24 protein-coding genes and 1 pseudogene are annotated in these 16,401 nt (G+C 53.8%); 12 read left to right on the top strand and 13 right to left on the bottom strand.

Annotated features, from left to right (window positions below; all coding sequences use genetic code 11):
* Positions 1–54 precede the first annotated feature (54 nt).
* The 4 genes from PDR5_RS13165 to PDR5_RS13180 form a co-directional block, all read right to left on the bottom strand.
* Complete coding sequence (locus tag PDR5_RS13165; protein ID WP_064596097.1) at positions 55–489, bottom strand: hypothetical protein; 435 nt, start codon at positions 487–489, stop codon at positions 55–57.
* A 132-nt stretch (positions 490–621) separates the two neighbouring features.
* The gene (locus PDR5_RS13170; protein WP_237233842.1) at positions 622–849 is read right to left on the bottom strand and encodes a hypothetical protein; all 228 of its coding nucleotides are present in this window, start codon (positions 847–849) and stop codon (positions 622–624) included.
* A 5-nt stretch (positions 850–854) separates the two neighbouring features.
* Positions 855–1,196 carry a hypothetical protein gene (locus PDR5_RS13175; protein ID WP_082934404.1) on the bottom strand — a complete coding sequence of 114 codons (342 nt, stop codon included), beginning with the start codon at positions 1,194–1,196 and terminating at the stop codon, positions 855–857.
* Positions 1,197–1,245: 49 nt separating this feature from the next.
* Positions 1,246–1,569 carry a hypothetical protein gene (locus PDR5_RS13180; RefSeq protein ID WP_064596101.1) on the bottom strand — a complete coding sequence of 108 codons (324 nt, stop codon included), beginning with the start codon at positions 1,567–1,569 and terminating at the stop codon, positions 1,246–1,248.
* Between the two features lie 99 nt (positions 1,570–1,668).
* Between PDR5_RS13180 and PDR5_RS13185 the strand changes: the two genes are divergently transcribed.
* The gene (locus tag PDR5_RS13185) at positions 1,669–2,340 is read left to right on the top strand and encodes a DUF4145 domain-containing protein (protein ID WP_064596102.1); all 672 of its coding nucleotides are present in this window, start codon (positions 1,669–1,671) and stop codon (positions 2,338–2,340) included.
* Positions 2,341–2,450: 110 nt separating this feature from the next.
* Here the strand turns inward: PDR5_RS13185 and PDR5_RS13190 are convergent, their stop codons facing one another.
* Positions 2,451–2,810: a hypothetical protein gene (locus PDR5_RS13190; RefSeq protein ID WP_064596104.1), complete on the bottom strand. Its 360-nt coding sequence runs from the start codon at positions 2,808–2,810 to the stop codon at positions 2,451–2,453.
* Between the two features lie 86 nt (positions 2,811–2,896).
* Here PDR5_RS13190 and PDR5_RS13195 point away from each other — a divergent pair, with 86 nt between their 5' ends.
* Together PDR5_RS13195 and PDR5_RS13200 are read left to right on the top strand one after the other, a co-directional pair.
* Complete coding sequence (locus PDR5_RS13195) at positions 2,897–3,547, top strand: hypothetical protein (protein WP_064596106.1); 651 nt, start codon at positions 2,897–2,899, stop codon at positions 3,545–3,547.
* Positions 3,548–3,733: 186 nt separating this feature from the next.
* Positions 3,734–4,390: a DUF2971 domain-containing protein gene (locus PDR5_RS13200; RefSeq protein WP_064596108.1), complete on the top strand. Its 657-nt coding sequence runs from the start codon at positions 3,734–3,736 to the stop codon at positions 4,388–4,390.
* A 198-nt stretch (positions 4,391–4,588) separates the two neighbouring features.
* Here PDR5_RS13200 and PDR5_RS13205 read toward each other — a convergent pair.
* Positions 4,589–5,022: pseudogene (locus tag PDR5_RS13205) on the bottom strand (hypothetical protein).
* Between the two features lie 136 nt (positions 5,023–5,158).
* Between PDR5_RS13205 and PDR5_RS13210 the strand changes: the two are divergent.
* A complete protein-coding gene (locus PDR5_RS13210; protein WP_064596110.1) occupies positions 5,159–5,989 on the top strand; it encodes a DUF3825 domain-containing protein in 831 nt (276 codons plus the stop codon).
* A gap of 2 nt (positions 5,990–5,991) precedes the next feature.
* Here the strand turns inward: PDR5_RS13210 and PDR5_RS13215 are convergent, their stop codons facing one another.
* The 6 genes from PDR5_RS13215 to PDR5_RS13240 all read right to left on the bottom strand — a co-directional run bounded on the left by PDR5_RS13215 (position 5,992) and on the right by PDR5_RS13240 (position 9,788).
* On the bottom strand, positions 5,992–6,354 hold the full coding sequence (locus PDR5_RS13215; protein ID WP_064596112.1) for a hypothetical protein: 363 nt from the start codon (positions 6,352–6,354) through the stop codon (positions 5,992–5,994).
* Between the two features lie 84 nt (positions 6,355–6,438).
* Positions 6,439–6,747: a hypothetical protein gene (locus PDR5_RS13220; protein WP_064596114.1), complete on the bottom strand. Its 309-nt coding sequence runs from the start codon at positions 6,745–6,747 to the stop codon at positions 6,439–6,441.
* Positions 6,744–7,046 (bottom strand): hypothetical protein, encoded by a 303-nt coding sequence (locus tag PDR5_RS13225; protein WP_237233845.1) that lies wholly within the window; start codon positions 7,044–7,046, stop codon positions 6,744–6,746. Before PDR5_RS13225 ends, PDR5_RS13220 begins: the two co-directional genes overlap by 4 nt.
* A 415-nt stretch (positions 7,047–7,461) precedes the next feature.
* A complete protein-coding gene (locus PDR5_RS13230; protein ID WP_064596119.1) occupies positions 7,462–8,340 on the bottom strand; it encodes a hypothetical protein in 879 nt (292 codons plus the stop codon).
* Entirely contained in the window at positions 8,321–9,130 is an 810-nt protein-coding gene (locus tag PDR5_RS13235; RefSeq protein WP_064596121.1) for a HipA family kinase, read from the bottom strand. The genes PDR5_RS13230 and PDR5_RS13235 overlap by 20 nt, the downstream gene beginning before the upstream one ends.
* Positions 9,093–9,788: a helix-turn-helix domain-containing protein gene (locus PDR5_RS13240; protein WP_064596123.1), complete on the bottom strand. Its 696-nt coding sequence runs from the start codon at positions 9,786–9,788 to the stop codon at positions 9,093–9,095. The genes PDR5_RS13235 and PDR5_RS13240 overlap by 38 nt, the downstream gene beginning before the upstream one ends.
* A 106-nt stretch (positions 9,789–9,894) precedes the next feature.
* On the opposite strand from PDR5_RS13240, the gene PDR5_RS13245 reads away from it, so the two are divergent.
* The 8 genes from PDR5_RS13245 to PDR5_RS13285 all read left to right on the top strand — a co-directional run bounded on the left by PDR5_RS13245 (position 9,895) and on the right by PDR5_RS13285 (position 14,935).
* Positions 9,895–10,098, top strand: coding sequence for a Cro/CI family transcriptional regulator (locus tag PDR5_RS13245; protein ID WP_064596125.1), 204 nt, complete (start codon positions 9,895–9,897; stop codon positions 10,096–10,098).
* Positions 10,099–10,381: 283 nt separating this feature from the next.
* Positions 10,382–10,807, top strand: a complete 426-nt coding sequence (locus tag PDR5_RS13250) for a phage regulatory CII family protein (protein ID WP_064596127.1) — start codon at positions 10,382–10,384, stop codon at positions 10,805–10,807.
* Positions 10,808–10,993: 186 nt separating this feature from the next.
* Positions 10,994–11,782, top strand: coding sequence for a helix-turn-helix domain-containing protein (locus PDR5_RS13255; protein WP_442963856.1), 789 nt, complete (start codon positions 10,994–10,996; stop codon positions 11,780–11,782).
* Entirely contained in the window at positions 11,782–12,444 is a 663-nt protein-coding gene (locus tag PDR5_RS13260) for a replication protein P (RefSeq protein ID WP_064596134.1), read from the top strand. Before PDR5_RS13255 ends, PDR5_RS13260 begins: the two co-directional genes overlap by 1 nt.
* Entirely contained in the window at positions 12,437–12,646 is a 210-nt protein-coding gene (locus tag PDR5_RS13265; protein ID WP_064596136.1) for a hypothetical protein, read from the top strand. Before PDR5_RS13260 ends, PDR5_RS13265 begins: the two co-directional genes overlap by 8 nt.
* Complete coding sequence (locus PDR5_RS13270; RefSeq protein ID WP_064596138.1) at positions 12,637–12,939, top strand: nuclease domain-containing protein; 303 nt, start codon at positions 12,637–12,639, stop codon at positions 12,937–12,939. The genes PDR5_RS13265 and PDR5_RS13270 overlap by 10 nt, the downstream gene beginning before the upstream one ends.
* The gene (locus PDR5_RS13275; RefSeq protein WP_064596140.1) at positions 12,936–14,249 is read left to right on the top strand and encodes a tyrosine-type recombinase/integrase; all 1,314 of its coding nucleotides are present in this window, start codon (positions 12,936–12,938) and stop codon (positions 14,247–14,249) included. Before PDR5_RS13270 ends, PDR5_RS13275 begins: the two co-directional genes overlap by 4 nt.
* A 296-nt stretch (positions 14,250–14,545) precedes the next feature.
* A complete protein-coding gene (locus PDR5_RS13285) occupies positions 14,546–14,935 on the top strand; it encodes an antiterminator Q family protein (protein ID WP_172829530.1) in 390 nt (129 codons plus the stop codon).
* An 85-nt stretch (positions 14,936–15,020) separates the two neighbouring features.
* Here PDR5_RS13285 and PDR5_RS13290 read toward each other — a convergent pair whose 3' ends face one another.
* The gene (locus tag PDR5_RS13290) at positions 15,021–16,052 is read right to left on the bottom strand and encodes a hypothetical protein (RefSeq protein ID WP_156669329.1); all 1,032 of its coding nucleotides are present in this window, start codon (positions 16,050–16,052) and stop codon (positions 15,021–15,023) included.
* Positions 16,053–16,401 lie beyond the last annotated feature (349 nt).

Raw genomic sequence — 16,401 nt, forward strand, 5'->3', positions numbered from 1 at the left:
CTTCCTTGCCCGGGTGGGCGGTGCCGCGCTGGGCAGCAGAAGGTGGTTGCTGGGCTACTCGTCTTCGTCCTGATCGAATTCGTCATCGTCGTCATGGCTGACGCTGATCGGGAGTTTGCCGAGGCGCTCGAGGGCCAGCACGAGACCGATCCGCAATCCCTTGGCCATGTCTTTTGTCAAAGCGATCTCGACGGGATCGTCGATGCCCAGCTGAAGCGTCACGCCTTCCTTCGCGTTGTCGATGATCATCTGCACCTGCTCGGCCTGCCGCTTGTGCCAAGCCAGTAACGACTGGATCATTTCGCCCACGTCCTGCGGGGCATTCAGCGACCCCTCCAGCGCGCCGGTGACGAGTTTCTTCAGTTCCGCTTTCTCTTCTTCAGCGCGCTCGAGCTGGTCGTCTGCGGCGAATGGGCCGTCAATCAGTGACCAGCTGCTAGCGAACACTTGAGCCTGTTCCATGATGGCTTTGATATTTTTCTCAGACATACGAATTCCTCGCCCGCCGTACACCGGCAGGCTGTTGAGTAGGGGGAGGGGTTACTGCTGGATGAGTTCGGCGGGGACCTTCACCGTGGCGCCGCGGATGGCGAAGACCACGGCGCGGAACACGGCGATTGCTCAGGTTTCGCCGATCTGGCGGTTGAATGGGTCGTTTGTCGCGTCGGCCAGCCACGGTTGCCGGTGACCGACATCGACCCAGACGCCGTACTTCGTGATCAGCTGCTCGACGTTGGGCAGGGCGAATAGATCCAGCTGGCCAGCCACGGGCTGCTGGTCAGACTCGATCGCGCTGATTGCCCAGTCCAGCGCCGGGCCGGCCAGCTCCTCGGTGCGGACGCTGAACACGCGGTTCACTGCCGATTGCCGATTTCTGCTGCGGCCCGGACGATTGCTCGGCGGGTTCCGTAACTGTCCATCGCCTCGATGATCATCACTCCATGTGCTGACTGCTCGGCTCCAACCGAATCGCAGTCCTCCATAAACACGATGCAGATCCCGAGCTGAACAGCTAAGCGAAGAGCATGGCCATCGTCGGTCAGAGGATCCCAACCCGTTGTCACGACATCCCCATCCTTTCGAACGAGAAGCGCGGCAACAGGCGGTTCCATCTTCAAGCGCTTGGCGTTCATCGGGTGAGATGTATCGTATCCAGCGGCTTTTGCAGCCAGTTCCAGCATTTCACGTTCGTTCATCGCCACGGCCCCTTGTAGATGAGGTAGGTCATGTAGATCGGGGCGAAGATCATGGCGTCACCTCCCGACGTGCCCACCAGCAGACTGGGCCGTCGTCGGTGTCGTGCATGGCCAAGCAGAACCAGCCTTCGCCGTCAGGGCGGGCCGGGTCCCAGTAGCTGAAGTCCGGGTCGCCGGATTCGAAGTAGCGATCGGCAACAGCTTCGTCGGCGTACTCGAGGCGGGCCTGCGAAACTGTCAGCCCCTGTTCCGCTACCCATGCTTTGCACTTTTCACCGTCGCCCTCATCGAAGTCGGGCATGTCTGGATGTTGGAACCAGCCGTTTGCGTCGCGCACGACAGGGGCTGGCTGAATCAGTTTTATCAATTCCATGGGCGAGCTCGTCCTTGCCGCTATAGCGGCTAACTTTGAAGGGGGGAGGCTAAAAGAGTATTCTGATGTAGGGCCAAAAATCATTAGGAGCAGTTAAACATGGAACGAAAGATCATCAAGGATAAAACTGCTGGTGAGAAACTTAAGATCATCTGCGGTGAGTGTCGAATTGCGCAGAAGCACGTGGTATTAACCTCTCTGGAAGACTGCATTGATGAGGATAATTTTGGGTCGGTGAAATCTTATCAAATAGTTCAATGTCAGAATTGCGACTCTCTTTGTTTTCGTAGTGAATACGCCGATTCCGAATCTCACGCATATGATCCAGAAACTGGGGAAGATTTCGAGTGGACTCAGGTAGACATATTCCCCCATCGCACCGCTGGCAGGTTTAAGATCAAAGATTCATTCTTGCTACCTATCGGTGTTCGTCAAGCGTATGACGAGCTTATTGACGCGATGAACGCCGGGCAAAGAATTCTCGCAGGTCTTGGTATTAGAGTCGTTGTCGAGTCTATATGCGTTGACCTCAATGCAGAGGGTGATAGTTTGTATAAAAAAATTAATGATCTTTCACTAAAGAAAGCAATTACTCAAGTTGACGCTTCCATCCTTCATAAGTTGAGATCTCTCGGCAACGCTTCCGCCCATGAGGCAAAGCCAAGTAGTGCGGAGCAATTAGATCTCGCGATGAACGTTGTTGAACATTTATTGCTTGGCACTTACATACACCCAAGACTCGCTCAAAGTGTCTTCAAGGATTCAAAGTAATTGGTATCAGATAGTAAGCATTTTCTATTACTTCGGCGTGTAGGCCAGCGCGCCGTCGCGGATGGCAGCCTTGATCGCTTAGAATTCCCAGGCATAGTAATGAAGGCTGTTCACGATCTCCCAGCGCTTGTTCCATTCGGTGACGGTGCGGTTATCGAACTCGGCGAGATATTACCCTGGCCGTCATCGTCCAGATCCATAAAGCCGCATTCCCGATCAGCCATCAGAGCCTGATCGATTTCTGCGCCTTCCTCTTCGTCGAGGTCGACCCAGTATTCCTTGGGGCTGAACCACGACCGACCCTCCTGGCACACGACTCGACCTTCGGCGTAGTCGATTCGTTTGGTCTGCACGGTGAAAATCACGGCCGCGGAGTGGTGCCACTTAACGCCGGCGCCGTTGCAGTGATAAAGGAGGCGTTCGACGAAATCGTACCAGGTCGACGCATCAAGTGCGTCGCCGGTCGCCAATGTCAGAAGCGGCTCAACCGTTTATTTTCTGTGGGCATGGAGGATACCTCGGCGCTACTATCGCTATGATTGAATGGAGGCTAGCTATGTCGATCTGTTTGGTGATTTCCGATGTGGATTGGGCGCTGACAAAGGACGTTTTTGCGGTAATAGGAACGGTGATATCCGGTGTGGGTGTGATAACTGCCGCGATCATCGGATTTATTGGCCTTGCAACTTGGAGGCGGCAAATCAGAGGGCAAAACGACCACGAGTTGGCTCGTCGATTGCTGGTTGATCTATATCGTACGGTAGAGCATTTTAAAAAGTATCGAGCAAGAGCCATTTACTCGCATGAGGTAAGGCGAGAGGGTGATCCGGTTTTTTCAGGCAGCCCTCAAGATCGACACGCCCGTCAGGAGTTGGGCTTCAGTCGCCGAATAGAGATTCTTCAGGAGTCTTATGCACAGATGGCAGCATCGTTGTTCGAGGCCCAAGCTCTCTGGGGTGAGGAGGTCGTTTCCAGAGCTACGCAGATTAAGCGTCTAATCGATGAGTATGCCGATTATGTAAACTTGTTGTTGCTGTCAAGAGATCCCTCAGAGCCCGAGGATGAGCGCGAGGACCACTTGGAGTTTTTGAACTCCCGCCGGATCGTTTTCAGAAATAGACTGCGCGAGCAAGATGAATTTGGAGATGAGCTAGATCGAGCGGTTCGTAGTTTTGAAGGTGTACTGAAACTGAAGCTGGCGCGGTAGATGCAAAATACCGGTGAGCAGCGATCGCAAGGTATATAGATGCATCACCGGAACCCGCGAATAAATCGATTCCAGTGGTCATAGGCGATCCTCGCCGGCTGGTGTGGTTCGTTTTCAAGGGGGTGTCAAGGCTACTTCGGATGAATACCAAAGAAAACCACAATATGCATGGGTGCCAGGATGGTTATGAAGCGGATGTATCATTTCTGTAATGCGGAACACGGTCTTCAAAATATAGAGCATAACCGTCTTAAGATTGCGACAATTCAAGATCTAAACGACCCCTTCGAAATGCTTTGCCATGATTTAACTGAACCAAAAGCCCGAAAAGCAGTTTTGGCTTTAAAACGCCATTTTTCAGAAAATGTAGGACTTTTTTGCTTTAGTTCTTCTTACGCAAATCCTGTGCAATGGGCGCACTATGCAGACAAACATAAAGGAGTTTGCTTGGGGTTTGATATAGACGAAGATGATCTTGTAAAAGTTAAGTATTCACCATCTAGGCTTGCGATGGATGCCGGAGATATTCTCTCGAAGTCAAGGTATAGACAATGGTTGGAGGAGTTTGTCTCGACAAAGTATTCGCATTGGAAATATGAAAGGGAGTACAGGGTTTTTGTAGATATCTCAAAAAAAGATCGAGCGCAAAATGTTCTCCTTCAATCTTTGAGTGATAGGATAAAGCTGCGACAAGTTATCGTTGGTTGTAATAGCGGTCTGTCAAGAGGCGATGTCTCCAGCGTACTGGGTGGTTACGAAAACTCTATTGAGGTATTTAAAGTTAGGGGTGCATTTAAGAAGTTTAAGATGGTGAAAAATAGAAATCCAGATTTGTGGATTTGAATTTATTTCTAAGCTAACTGCAATGACATAACTACTTAGTGGAGAGGTGGCGGTGGAATCGTTGTTGCGGGGTTTCTGACTTTCAGAGCATCTTTGAATTCTGACGCGATGGTTTCTCGCGGAGTATCTCGTTCACGCAAGGGTGCCTTCGACTGATTGCCAATCCTGCTCGTTCGCGCGAGCAGCTTGCCGCGCTGGTTACAAGAGTTTATCGCAGTAGGTGAGGGCGGATAAGGCGCGCCGGACCTTGAAGTCTGCATCGCCTTGATGCTGTGGCAGTAATCCTGAAGTCGCTCATAGGCTTTGTACTTGGCCTGACTTCGTGTAGCTGCCCACACCCTGACCAGATCTTCGCGGGCTTCTCGATTCCAGTCGAGATCATCCCAGTCATGCTTGAACGGTAGGACGAGCCACTCTTTGAGCGGTAGCGTCTCGGCCATTTCGCCGTACTGCATTTCGTGCGTTGGGTGGTAGTTGCCGATTCGCTTCTTCGGGTCTTCGTCCAGCACCACGCCGATGTAGTGGCCGCGATCGGCCAGGATCACACCGGGCTTTCCGTAGGCGATGACGCGGCGGCCGATTTCGGCGGGCACCTGATAGTGCTGCCGCAGGTATGCGCAGTTGTGGTTCATGGAATGTCTCCAGTCAGGCGCCGCCCCCCGTGACTGGTGGCGGCATGGTGGCAATTTCATGTTAATTGGGGTTTGATAGCACACCGACCGCGAGGGGCGGCGGCCAGATAACGCATTGCAAAACAAGGAATGGAAGATGTTCGAGCAGCAAGAGCTGATGCAGCACCTCGGGGATCCCTACACGAACAAGGTGGTTGAGCGATTCAACAAGTTCGCGTTTATTCCGAAAGATCTGATCGACAGCCTCGGCGTCGAGGCGCTCTCTCAAAAGTGGGGCGCAAATAATCACGTGCTGAAAAAGTACTTGGCCGTTCACGTCGCATGGAGCATCGAGCAGGGGAGGTATACGGAGAGCTCAAACCAGTTCTACGTCACTGCTGGACACCTCCAGACGCGCTACGGAACCCCGCTGTACCTTGCTTTTGCGAAAAACAAGAATCCAGGGCGTGAGCCTTACTACTTAGTGGCGGCTGGATCGAAGATCTCAGCTCCTCAGTTGCCGATTCCCCCAGATATTCCGCGCGAGCCTGAGCTGCCTGCGCGCGCTGAGATCGTCATGATGCACGATCACATCTTGGGCGATAACGCAGGCCGCTTCCCGTGGCTTGCTCAAACGCCTAGGGTTGCGCAAATGTGCGCAATTTCAGGCGCAATCCAGTGGTCGATCAACCGAGGGCTCCATCTACCGCAGTGGTACTTCGGCAGAATGACGTACGTGGTACCCCTTTATTTGCAGTCGCGTGAGGACATCACTGCAGCACCTGACCTCATCGCGCCTGTACAGGTTAACCCCGACAGCCTTCTCGTCAGGACAGTGCTTCTGCCTCATATGTCCTACGGGAATTCGCGCGTTGCTGTAAAGCGGCACGATCAGCTACCACACTGGCTGATTTCCGCTTGGGATGTACATGCGGATGAACTGACTGAGGCAGAGATCGACAACCCTGAGCCAGAGAATCAGGAGTAGATTCAAGTAAGGTTGGTTGGGTGGATAATTTCTACTCCAGGATCCTGCTGAATCATGAGCATGCTTTCGTCGTGAAAAGCTCGCGACACCTTTTCACTAACTACAAAAGGTGTCGTGACACACTGGAGCATCTTGGCTTGGGTATCGAAGTCCGTCGCGATTAGGTTCATCAGCAGCCTCTGGTGAACGTCCTGCTGGTTGTCGATGCCGTGGGCTTTCATGACCCGCCTGAGGTCAGGCTTGAACACGCCGGCCACCTCAACCGTAAACTTCTCGACGCCCAATGCAGCGTCCTTTGCTGCTGCCTTCTCGCGCTTTTTCTTCTGCTTGATGGCTTCCTTCGTTGGCTCCTGTACTTCGGCCATGGCCTACCTCTTCAATTCCGCTGGCCGGCAAGTCCAGCCAGGTCTGTCGGCGGCGCGTGGCCGCCCGGTTGGAGGATCGTTTCATCAGTCTTTGAATTTGACGTTGTTTTCTTTGGCGATGAGCAGGGCCCGTTTGTGGCCGATGTCCAACGCTTTGCAGGCTTGGTAGAGGTTGGCGCCGCTGTCTGCCAGCCGCTTGAGATCGGGCGCGATCTTGTCGCGTTTGGCGCGGAGCTTGTCGCCGTAGGCGGTGCCGAAGGTGAGCTCGCGCTCTCCGGACACGCCAAGGTCGACGTGTTGAACCTGTTTCCCGGCGCCGAAGAAATCGTCCAGCGCACGGTTTAGGTGGTCGGTGATCTGCTCGCGCGGATCTGGCATCGGCACACCAATCACTGCTCACCAACCTTTGACCGGTTGGCTTTCTCTTCGAACTGGATCGCCATGTCGAGCGCTGCTTTGTAGGTCCAGCGAAACGCCTTGGTCTTGCCGGTGGACAGATCCACGACATGGAAAGCCTTGCCGACTGTCTTCACCTGGAAGCGCACCTTCTTTTCCGGGATCACCAGGCCGGCGAGCCGTGCGAACGTCTCGCGCGCTGCTTGGGTGCGAATCATCAGGACGCGCAGAACATCGACGCGCTGTTCCATCAGTGGGTGCATTTCGACCTGAGCAATTTCTGTTGCGTGCTTCATGGTTGATTACCTGTCGGTTGTCATCCCAAGCAGCCCTCGCGAGAAGGCTGCTCAGTGATGCTTTCCGTCCAATTGCCGCCGGAAGGGGCGGGGCGCATAGCTTGCCGGGTCATTCACTCGGTTCTGGCGTTTCACCATCGGGCAGCCGTACAAGGTTTTCCCTGTCGTTGGCAGGCTTTCGGGCCTGTCCGCTCGCCGGTCGCCGGTAGAGGCAATGCGGTCTGTTGGTTTGTTTTTGCACTGATTGTTAAAGAGCGGCGGGTCTCTTGAAGACCCTTCGCAGTGGCTGTGTGTCGCTGCGTCGAATTAAATATCTCCCATGGAAATATTTATGTCAACTCCAGTGGAGATATTAATTTCTCCGGGCGATAAAAAACCCGCTCATTGGCGGGCTTGGGGAAGGGCTATCTGTTGGCTAAGCGGCTGACTTTTCGAGTCTTTGTATTTGCTTTGCACCTTCGAATGCACTGCGAACCATGACGAGATCAAAGTCTTTTTTGTCTGCCATGTCTTCCAACATTAGAATTCGGTCTTTGTAGGTTCTCATCGCTACAGGCTTCAGCTGTTCGATTACGGCGTCCTGCGGTACCACAAGCATCATTGCCGCTTTGTGATCGTGTCGAATGAGGGCGTCATGGTCTTTGAGCTGCTCCAGCCTGAATACCTTAGAAGTGGCCGCGTCAAAAAGTTGAGCCAAGCGATAGTTGCCCGAAAAAGCACAGACGTTAACTGCGATTCGAGAAGAAAAATAGTCGCACTGCAAGGCCAGTCTAGAGCCGCGAATTGTGACATCAACAGGTACGTTAAAGTGCGGCACAAGAGTCTTATCTACTCGCTCCATAGCCTTCTGAACACGCTTCCAATAGGAGGACCTATCATGGCTGGACTTAATGTCCTCGTTGTGAATTAAGCTGAGGCTTGAGCAGAGATCTATTCCCTGGGAGATGATGTCCTCGAGGTCGTAACCGATCCCTTCGCGGGCTTTCCCTAGAACGACACCATGGATTCCAGATGAATAGCCTTGGACGAATCCTTTTTTGGCGTAAACCAACGCCTTCTTGAGAGCAATCTCCATCATTGCCTTCATTCCTGGCGCGGACTCACCATACAAGCATTGAAGAGCCTTATCGGTAATTGTAAGGCTGCCAGAAACTTGCCCTTCAACCCCTGCAACTACGCCAATGGTTAAGCGCTCTCCAGACTCGACTATAGGCTCCAAATAGATCGGCGCCCACTGTGCTTCGAAGGTGGGGAAATCTGGAATTCCTTCAATGTTAGGCGCGTGGACGGTCATAATTCAGATCTAAATGTGTTTGACTGAGGCCTAGGCCGCTCTCGAGAAGCTTCGGCATGTGCTGAATTCGGTCGGTGAGAAACTGTACCACGGCATCCATGTGTGCGCCTGTAACCTGACACGCCGTCGGCATGCCGTTCAGCGCTTCAGCAGAGATATCGATATCCACAAACCCAAGCGACTCTTCCTTCAACCTCTGCGCTGTACGTCGAAGTTCGAATTGGCTCAAGTCTTCAGATAGCCGCTTTAGTAGATAGTTCTGTATCTGCCTGTGAGCCGCAGTCAGAGGGTCTCTTAAAGCCTCTTCATGATCGATAAGCCATATCTTGCCGTCGGCTCCTAGCAAGATGTTCTTAAGATTCCTATCGGCGTTGGCTATCAGCTCATCAAACACGATTGCCGTACGGATATGCGTCCACTTAGTGAGCAGATCGTTGACGTCGTCAAGCCTTGCGATTCTTCCAATTGGAGCTGCGCCGCAGTCAAGGCTTGCTACGCAGAGGACATGAGCGGCCGTAATGCCGACAGTTTGACCTTTTGCATAAACCGGAATGGTGAGCGGGACCGGCAAACCGAGAGCGCGACCAAGAAGAGAGGCTAGTACCTCCGCATATACCAGCCTGGCGGGAATCATTTTTACGTACGCGTTGTAGCGCATCTGCCCCTTAAGTTGGACGATGCCGTAAAAAAGAGGATGCTGCCCACAAACGGCCGGATCCTCTACGTGTTTTCCCGTCAAAAACAGGCCGAGCTCAATTTCGCTCGGTACGAGACTTTTTTGGGCGGACATTCTCTTTTGCCTGTTCCTTGTGGCTGTGTTTGCTTAACCCGTGCTCAAGCATTGAGAAGAGATCATTGGAAAAGCCGCCTTCCTCGGAAACTTTAAAGGCTGCTGCGGCAATTCCATCAAGACCTTTTGGCAGGGTGCTATATGGTTCGCTTCTTGGATGGACCATTTCGTCCCTTATGCCAAGTATCTGCTTTGCGTGAGTCTCACTGAGGCCGGTGATTGACGCCTTCGTGGCGATTAGAAATAGCGCCATGATCACTTCACGCGGATCTTTGTGTCTGTCGTTAATCGCGACTTTGGTAAGAGCTTGCGAGCTCTCCACGTCGGTTTTTTCGCCGACATTAGTTGAGTCAGGATTAGAGGTATCGCCAACTACAGCGGCCATGTCCGCAATCTGATCGGCAAGCCTCGTACTGAATTTTGAAATAGGAATATCAAGCAGTTTTGCCATTGCCACAGCCAGCTTTTGAGTCACCGGCCTATGACCATTCAGGTGGCTACCAAGCGTGCCTTGGCTCATCCCGACTTGGTGAGCAATTTCTTCCTGCGTCAGCTTTCTGCCTTTAGGCAGCTTCGCATTATGTTCGGCAAGGGCGGATTTGAGCGCTGCGCACTCCTGCTTTTCCCAACTCTCTAGATCGCGTCGTTCTGTGCTCATCTTTCAAGAATATTCCCAATGGCAATACCTCGCCATCTCCTGTGGAGTTGCTTAATATCTCCGATGGAGATAGCCTGCCCTTAAGTGAACCAATGGAGTTCTGGCGATGGGCCGAATCCCGCTATCTGAATTTGCAGAAACCAACGGACAGACCAAAGCAGCGGTGCTGCTTGGTATGACTCAGGGAGCCCTTAACAAGGCAATCCGCGTGGGCCGGGAGGTGTACGTGATTGAACATGAGGATGGTAAGTACACCGCCGAAGAGTTGCGCCCTTTTCCAGTCCAGTCCGCAAAGCGCACTGCCGCCTGACCGCGGTTCGCACTGAGCGAAACCGTTGAGTGCGCAAAACCGCGCAGCACATCAGCCACGAGACGATTCCGCAAGAGGGCCGGCATCGCGCTCAAACGCACGCCATAGCTTGAGCTGAGCAGGTGAGGGAAGGGTGGAAGCCAAGGCGACCACCAAGCAGCAAAGGGCGGTATCTCGCCATGCAGTTCTGAAGAGTCGGTCATGGGGCGCCCCGGATCATTTGATGAACAAATGATCGCGTCACTGATGGCGCAAAGCCACGTAACAATTTTTGAGGTGTGACATGCAGGAATTGATGAGCGCGATCTACGACGTAGTCGACACCCACGGCGCGAGCAAGATTGCCGAAGGCGCTGACTTCACCAGTCGCACACTACTGTCGCAGAAGGCCAATCCGAATTACGACAGCCACAAGATGAACGTGGAAGAACTGCATCGAGTGATGAAGTTCACCCAAGACTTCCGTCCGCTCAAAGCGTGGGCTGAGGTGTTCGGTTTCGACCTGGTTCCGAAGGAAAAGCCGGAAGGAATCAACCTCAATGCCGCACTTCTGCGGCTGCACGCTGATCTTGCCGACGTAACCCGGCTTGCGTTCGACGCACAGGCTGACGGGCGAGTCTGCTCGGTCGAGAAAACGAGCCTGCTTAAGGAAGCTGAGGAGGTGATCGTAAGCCTGGAGGTGTTCAAGCAGTCCGTGAAGGCAGCCTGAATAGCAGACACAAAAAAGCCGACGGTGAAGGTCGGCTGATTCGCAAAACTAGAGAGGGCCGATTATGCAGAGCCAGCCAAATTCTAGCAATACCCAGAAAAATGTTGCGACACGTTTTCAGAGTCCCCGAAGCGTGTCGCGACGCATGTCATCAAGTCTGGCCGAATTGAATATCGGAGCTTCTTTGTGAGTGTTCAAGCAATGTCATGGGCGCTGTCTTTGCCCACGCAAGTTCTCAAGGATGCCAGTGCGCGCCACGTTCTCCTGTGCCTGGCCAACTACGCCGGATCGAATGGCGCAGGCGCTTTCCCATCTGCGACGACTCTGGCCCAAGACACCGGGCTGTCCGAGCGCACCGTGCGTTACAAGCTTGATGACCTAGAGAAGTCCGGGCTGATCATGAAGGGCAATCAGGCGATCGCCGCCGTTCACATCGACCGTCATGACCGCCGCCCAGTCGTTTATGACCTTCAGCTATTGCGGGGTGCAAATGCTGCACCCCGTTCTGATCGGGGTGCAAATGACGGCACGGGGTGCAGTTCAAAACAGAACGGGGTGCAACCTACGACAGAACGGGGTGCAGCGGCTGCACCCAATCCGTCACTTAACCATCAATTAACCGAAGAGCAGCAGCAGCGCGAGATTGATGCCGCTCTCGCCGAACAGAACAGCGCTGCCATCGAGTCGCATGATGATCGCCAGCGCTTCGCCATGTTCGCCACTTGGGTACCGAACGAGAAGGCGCTGTCGGATCAAATCGCAATCGCTCGCCTTCCCGCTGATGCGATACCTGACGCAGCGGTGCGGGCTTTCATGGGGTTCTTCGTCGCCAAACCGGCCACGGTCGATACCTCGGCTGGCTGGTGCCACCGGCTGGTGCAGTGGGTAAAGCGTGAACGTGTGCAGGCCGCGGGCCGTGGTCAAGAGCCTGATTTCAACGACACCAGCTGGGGCGATGACCTGGGAGGTCTGTGATGAAGTCCGTTTCGAATGTGCTGCAAATGTTGCCCAGCGTAGCGTCGGCCGAGGTCGCGCCAGTGAAGGCTGACCCGGGGACTGTCCAGGTCATCAACGCCTTGTTTCGCGAGCTGATGGCAATTTTTCCGGCGTGGAAGCAGGCATGGCCTGACAAAGAGGCCACCAGCGCAGCGAAAGCTACGTGGACCAAGGCGTTCATGGCCGAGAAAATCACGACGATCGAGCAGATTCGCTTCGGCATCGAACGCTGCCGGAAGCTTGGCTCTGACTTCGCGCCGAGCGTCGGCAAGTTCATCTATCTGTGCCAGCCTACCCCGGAAATGCTCGGCCTCCCGCCGCTCGAAACGGCATTTCGCGAAGCGTGCCGAAATGTTCATCCATCGATGGCCGGCCAGGCGAACTGGTCGCACGACGCGATCTGGCACACGGCCAAGGAGTCCGGCTTCGAAAGCCTGAACCGTTTGGATACCTCGCTGGCGCGCAAGCTGTTCGAGCGTAACTACGTGATCACTGTGCGGCGCTTGATCGATGGCCTGCCGCTGCAAAAGATGCCACTGGCATTGCCAGCCCGTGTCGATGGTCGCCGGACGCCTGAAGTAGGAAACAAGGCGTTGGCAGAGCTGCGCGCCATGCGTTCAGGGGGTGTCCGTCATGCCTAATCGTCGCCTCGCTGTCCCTGAGATCGAGACCTACCGTTGGGCAGTGTTCTGCTGTTCGTTCAAGGTCGATCTGAGCTCGCCACCTGATCACGCGTTGGCGCTGTTCGCCGATCAGGCCATGGCCAAACGCTACGGATCGTGGATGTGGCCGGGCACGTTCGAAGTGATCGATGTCGTCACGGGGAAGCCGGTATGCGAGTGAGTTCTAAGAAGCTGCGCAACTCAGCCCGAGGCCAGGACTGCACCGTCCGTATGCCGGGTACCTGCAATCACAACCTGGAAACCACGGTCCTCGCGCATCTGCCATGCGGGCAAAAAGGCATGCGCATGAAGGGCTTCGACACTGTCGCGGTGTACGCCTGCAGTGCCTGCCACGACGTGATCGATGGCCGTGCCGCCGGCGAAGTCGATTGGTCGGATATGCCGCGCGCCATTGCCGAAACCCACGAAGCCCTGATCCGGGCGGGAATTCTTACCGTGAAGGGGGCTGCATGAGCACCGCAGCGGTGAAGATCACCGAAGCCGAGATCAAGCGCCAAGCAGCCGGCACTGTGCAGGACGTGCGAGATCTCGAAAACAAAGGCCTGTACTTGCGCTTCAACAAGGCCCGCTCCGGTGGGTCGTGGTACCTGGTGCTGAAAGGGGAGTGGAATCACATTGGCACCTTTCCCGAGCTGAACCACAAGCAGATCGTCGCGGCACTGCCGTCGGTTCGCCTGCGTCTCGCCGCCGGCGAAGGGGCCGCCTTGTCGAAGTGGGATACCGTAGGCGAGCTGCTCGACTGGTTTGCCGATCGGATGTCGCGAGACCGAAACCTGTCGACCAAGCGAAAGGGCACCGGTGCCTCGATCATCAAGTGCCACCTGAAACCGCGCCTCGGCGAACTGCCGCTGATCAGCCTCGACAAGGCCACGCTCGACACTTTGTTGATGTGGCCCCTGCAAGAGACGGTTTCCATCGACTACGTGCGATCGGCGTTCCAGCTGCTGGCCCTGGCATTCCGGCAGGCTGCCAAGCTGGGAATGATCATGTCCAACCCGATGGCGACGATCCGGTTCAACGACTTTTCCAAGGCGAAGGTCGGCGTCAAGCCGTCCCGTCTTCGCGGCGTTCAGTTGGAAGGCCTGTTGAAGCGTCTGGCAGACGCCTTCGTTTCGGCACCCGCTGACGCAATGTTGGCTTTGCTCCAGCTTTGCCACGGTACGCGCATTGGCGAGAGTCGTCTCACCGAGTGGCCGCACATCAGCTTGGCCGAGCGCGAATGGTTCATTCCCGGCAATCACACGAAGACCGGCGTCGAGCATCACCTACCCCTGACCGAGCAGGTGTGCGCGATCCTGATCCGTTACCGCGAATGGCAGTACGCCAACGGCTATACCGGTCAATACGTTTTCCCGGCCCGCCACGGCAAGCCGATCAGCGAAGGGCAGGCCTGCGCCGTGTACACGCGGCTGGGGCAGGGCGATTGGACTAGTCACGACCTGCGCAAGGTGGCCCGCACCGGCTGGGCGGACCTTGGTGTTGACCACCTGATCGGCGAGCTGCTGATCAATCACGCGATGGGCCACAACGTGAAGGTGTACATCCAGTCGGACGTGATGAGCCGCAAACGTGATGCCCTCGAGCAGTGGCACGCACATCTAGATCAGAAAGGCTTTGCAGCGATTCACGGATTGACCGGCTTTAGATTTGAAGATTCTGGTAATTCGCTGCGAGCCACAGACCATAAGGCCTGCAAGGCCATTGAAGAAACAACCATAGGCGAGGTTTCAAATCATGCAGAAAGGGCTGGGGCTTGGCTTTAGGCGAGAGCGGATCGAGTTGGAGCCGTGCTCGATTTGCAATGGGAACGCTGTAGTGAAGGGGCTGTTTTATGAGTTGGTTTGCACTGATTGCAATGGTTCAGGTTGGGTGGTGCGTGGGAGCAAGTTGGTGCTTTCGTCGGATGAGTTAGTCACCCAGCTAAATTTCAAATTGCAGCAGGTTCAGCGTGAAATTTTGGCACTGAAAGGTACGCCAATCATGGCCGGGCCGCAGAGTCAGTATGAACAATCGAACCGCCTGGGAGCGGGCGGAACAAATTACACAGGGGATTGAAAGCATGATGATTCGTAAGCCAGCAGGCCGACCATTGGGGGACACCGAATACCTACTTGAGCAGTGGGGCTGGTGGAGGATGGATGGAATGGGAATTCCTGGTTACACGTCACCGACTTTAGCGCTGATGCGCCAAGCAGTAGCCCAGCCGTCTTCGAGCAAGAACTACTGCATCACGGATGACTGGGCGATTGCTATCGACAATGCAGTTGCCAGGCTCGCACATCGGGATCAGCAAATGGGCGATGTTCTCTGGCTGTACTTCGGCGAAAAATGGGCCATGGTGCGTGTGGGAAAACACTTTGGGATCAGTGAGGGAAAGGCGAGGGAGTTGGCTCGGGCCGGTTCTGCCTGGGTTGATTGTGCGGTGAGCTATATGAGGGATGCTGCATAGGTCGGTGATAGAACAGGTCTTCAAAGTGAGCCAAGCCGGGCAGGATCGCCCGGCAGGTATAGGCAATGATCCGGTCTCATTTGAATTATGTTTCGTCCGATGGGATGCCTAGGTCTTTCCGGACTGTATTGAAGTAATCTTGAAGGGAGTTTCTGCAGGATTCGTTCTTGTCGAGAATGATTTCGCGATACTTACGCTGTAAAACCAGTTTTCTGGATAACTGATACCCAAGGGTCATACTTTCAATGTCCGCATCTCGTACAAGTAGCTTGCTTCCTTGTTTTTCTGCAGCTTTGCTCTGACGGTCTATTTCAGTGAGCGCATCATTTTTGGCGGCAGAGTCTATTGTTTTTAGTTCTTTTAAATACCCTTCTGCCAGCGCGTCAAAGTCTGGCTTTGGGCAAGCTAGTTCGTTTGCATGCCCTTCAATGTGGGTCTTTATTCTTTCGTAATAAATTGCGGGAATTTCTTTTGAGCTACTACTAGCTACTTCTATACCGTATCTGAGTGGCTCCAAGTTGTCCGGCCAAGGCTCTTTCGCTTTCAAGATAAATTCTGCACCATCACCTTTTTCGCCGTATAGAGCGTTTGAAAGCTTTTCGTACCCTGTGAGAGTGCCTATGTAACTGAATTGGACAAAGTTCATCATAACTATCTTCCAGCGTGCAAGATCGAGGGATGAAAGCTCTTTTTTAAGTCTTTCATTTGCCTTGCTAACAGAAAGCTTTGCTTGTTTTTCCCTCCGTTCTGCGTGTTCTAACTTTACTGACGTTTCTGCTAGTTTATTTTTTTCTTTTAGTAGAAGTGCTTGAAGTGTCTGTAGGTTTTCGCTTTGAAGTTTGTAGTCTGTTGTAAGTTTTTCTAGCTTTTCTTCCTCGCGCTTAGTGTCTGCTTGGAGTTTTGTGTTGTTCATCTGAAGTTGGGCGTTATCTTCTTGTAGTTTTTGGTTTTGGAAAACTGGCAGGACGGTGTAAAAATAGCCGAATCCGGCAAGTAGTACTGCGCCGATTTGAGCTGCGCTTGATGCTCTAGTGAGAAAGGTGTCTATGCCACTTTTTGGTGGCACTGGGACAACATTAGGATTAGATCGTAGTACACGCCTAGTAGGTATCTTCATTTTTTTTGATTCATGAATTTATTAGAGTTGATCAGGTCGGTAGATCGTCGGGGGATTTTTAGCGGAAGTTTTTGGACAACTGCCTAGGATAGGGCGAATGGCATCAAAATGCCATTCGACGGTTCGACCACGCTCAGAAAAAAAGATACGGTTAGGTAAAAGAAGCTTTTCCGCACGGAATAGATTTGTTTTTATAGCAGCGTAAATTGCTGTGAACGCAGCGCGACGCTTTCAAGAACCCGGCCATCGAGCCGCTTTTTGTACCACTTACAAGCCCTGCCATTGAGCGGGGCTTTTTCGTTTTCGCCCTCATGCCTGGCTCTTTGCTCCCAAGCGGATGACAGTGATA

It is taken from the genome of Pseudomonas sp. DR 5-09 (genome assembly GCF_001655595.1).
Lineage (GTDB): Bacteria > Pseudomonadota > Gammaproteobacteria > Pseudomonadales > Pseudomonadaceae > Aquipseudomonas > Aquipseudomonas pharyngis.

What these genes read in the sequence shown, in the direction of transcription:
- PDR5_RS13195 (WP_064596106.1), top strand. Translation starts at nt 2,897, where the DNA reads ATGTCGATCTGTTTGGTGATTTCCGATGTGGATTGGGCGCTGACAAAG.
- PDR5_RS13245 (WP_064596125.1), top strand. Translation starts at nt 9,895, where the DNA reads ATGGGCCGAATCCCGCTATCTGAATTTGCAGAAACCAACGGACAGACC.
- PDR5_RS13200 (WP_064596108.1), top strand. Translation starts at nt 3,734, where the DNA reads ATGAAGCGGATGTATCATTTCTGTAATGCGGAACACGGTCTTCAAAAT.
- PDR5_RS13175 (WP_082934404.1), bottom strand. Translation starts at nt 1,196, where the DNA reads ATGAACGAACGTGAAATGCTGGAACTGGCTGCAAAAGCCGCTGGATAC.
- PDR5_RS13235 (WP_064596121.1), bottom strand. Translation starts at nt 9,130, where the DNA reads ATGTCCGCCCAAAAAAGTCTCGTACCGAGCGAAATTGAGCTCGGCCTG.
- PDR5_RS13270 (WP_064596138.1), top strand. Translation starts at nt 12,637, where the DNA reads ATGCGAGTGAGTTCTAAGAAGCTGCGCAACTCAGCCCGAGGCCAGGAC.
- PDR5_RS13165 (WP_064596097.1), bottom strand. Translation starts at nt 489, where the DNA reads ATGTCTGAGAAAAATATCAAAGCCATCATGGAACAGGCTCAAGTGTTC.
- PDR5_RS13180 (WP_064596101.1), bottom strand. Translation starts at nt 1,569, where the DNA reads ATGGAATTGATAAAACTGATTCAGCCAGCCCCTGTCGTGCGCGACGCA.
- PDR5_RS13250 (WP_064596127.1), top strand. Translation starts at nt 10,382, where the DNA reads ATGCAGGAATTGATGAGCGCGATCTACGACGTAGTCGACACCCACGGC.
- PDR5_RS13210 (WP_064596110.1), top strand. Translation starts at nt 5,159, where the DNA reads ATGTTCGAGCAGCAAGAGCTGATGCAGCACCTCGGGGATCCCTACACG.
- PDR5_RS13290 (WP_156669329.1), bottom strand. Translation starts at nt 16,052, where the DNA reads ATGAAGATACCTACTAGGCGTGTACTACGATCTAATCCTAATGTTGTC.
- PDR5_RS13275 (WP_064596140.1), top strand. Translation starts at nt 12,936, where the DNA reads ATGAGCACCGCAGCGGTGAAGATCACCGAAGCCGAGATCAAGCGCCAA.
- PDR5_RS13240 (WP_064596123.1), bottom strand. Translation starts at nt 9,788, where the DNA reads ATGAGCACAGAACGACGCGATCTAGAGAGTTGGGAAAAGCAGGAGTGC.
- PDR5_RS13285 (WP_172829530.1), top strand. Translation starts at nt 14,546, where the DNA reads ATGATGATTCGTAAGCCAGCAGGCCGACCATTGGGGGACACCGAATAC.
- PDR5_RS13260 (WP_064596134.1), top strand. Translation starts at nt 11,782, where the DNA reads ATGAAGTCCGTTTCGAATGTGCTGCAAATGTTGCCCAGCGTAGCGTCG.
- PDR5_RS13215 (WP_064596112.1), bottom strand. Translation starts at nt 6,354, where the DNA reads ATGGCCGAAGTACAGGAGCCAACGAAGGAAGCCATCAAGCAGAAGAAA.
- PDR5_RS13265 (WP_064596136.1), top strand. Translation starts at nt 12,437, where the DNA reads ATGCCTAATCGTCGCCTCGCTGTCCCTGAGATCGAGACCTACCGTTGG.
- PDR5_RS13185 (WP_064596102.1), top strand. Translation starts at nt 1,669, where the DNA reads ATGGAACGAAAGATCATCAAGGATAAAACTGCTGGTGAGAAACTTAAG.
- PDR5_RS13225 (WP_237233845.1), bottom strand. Translation starts at nt 7,046, where the DNA reads ATGAAGCACGCAACAGAAATTGCTCAGGTCGAAATGCACCCACTGATG.
- PDR5_RS13230 (WP_064596119.1), bottom strand. Translation starts at nt 8,340, where the DNA reads ATGACCGTCCACGCGCCTAACATTGAAGGAATTCCAGATTTCCCCACC.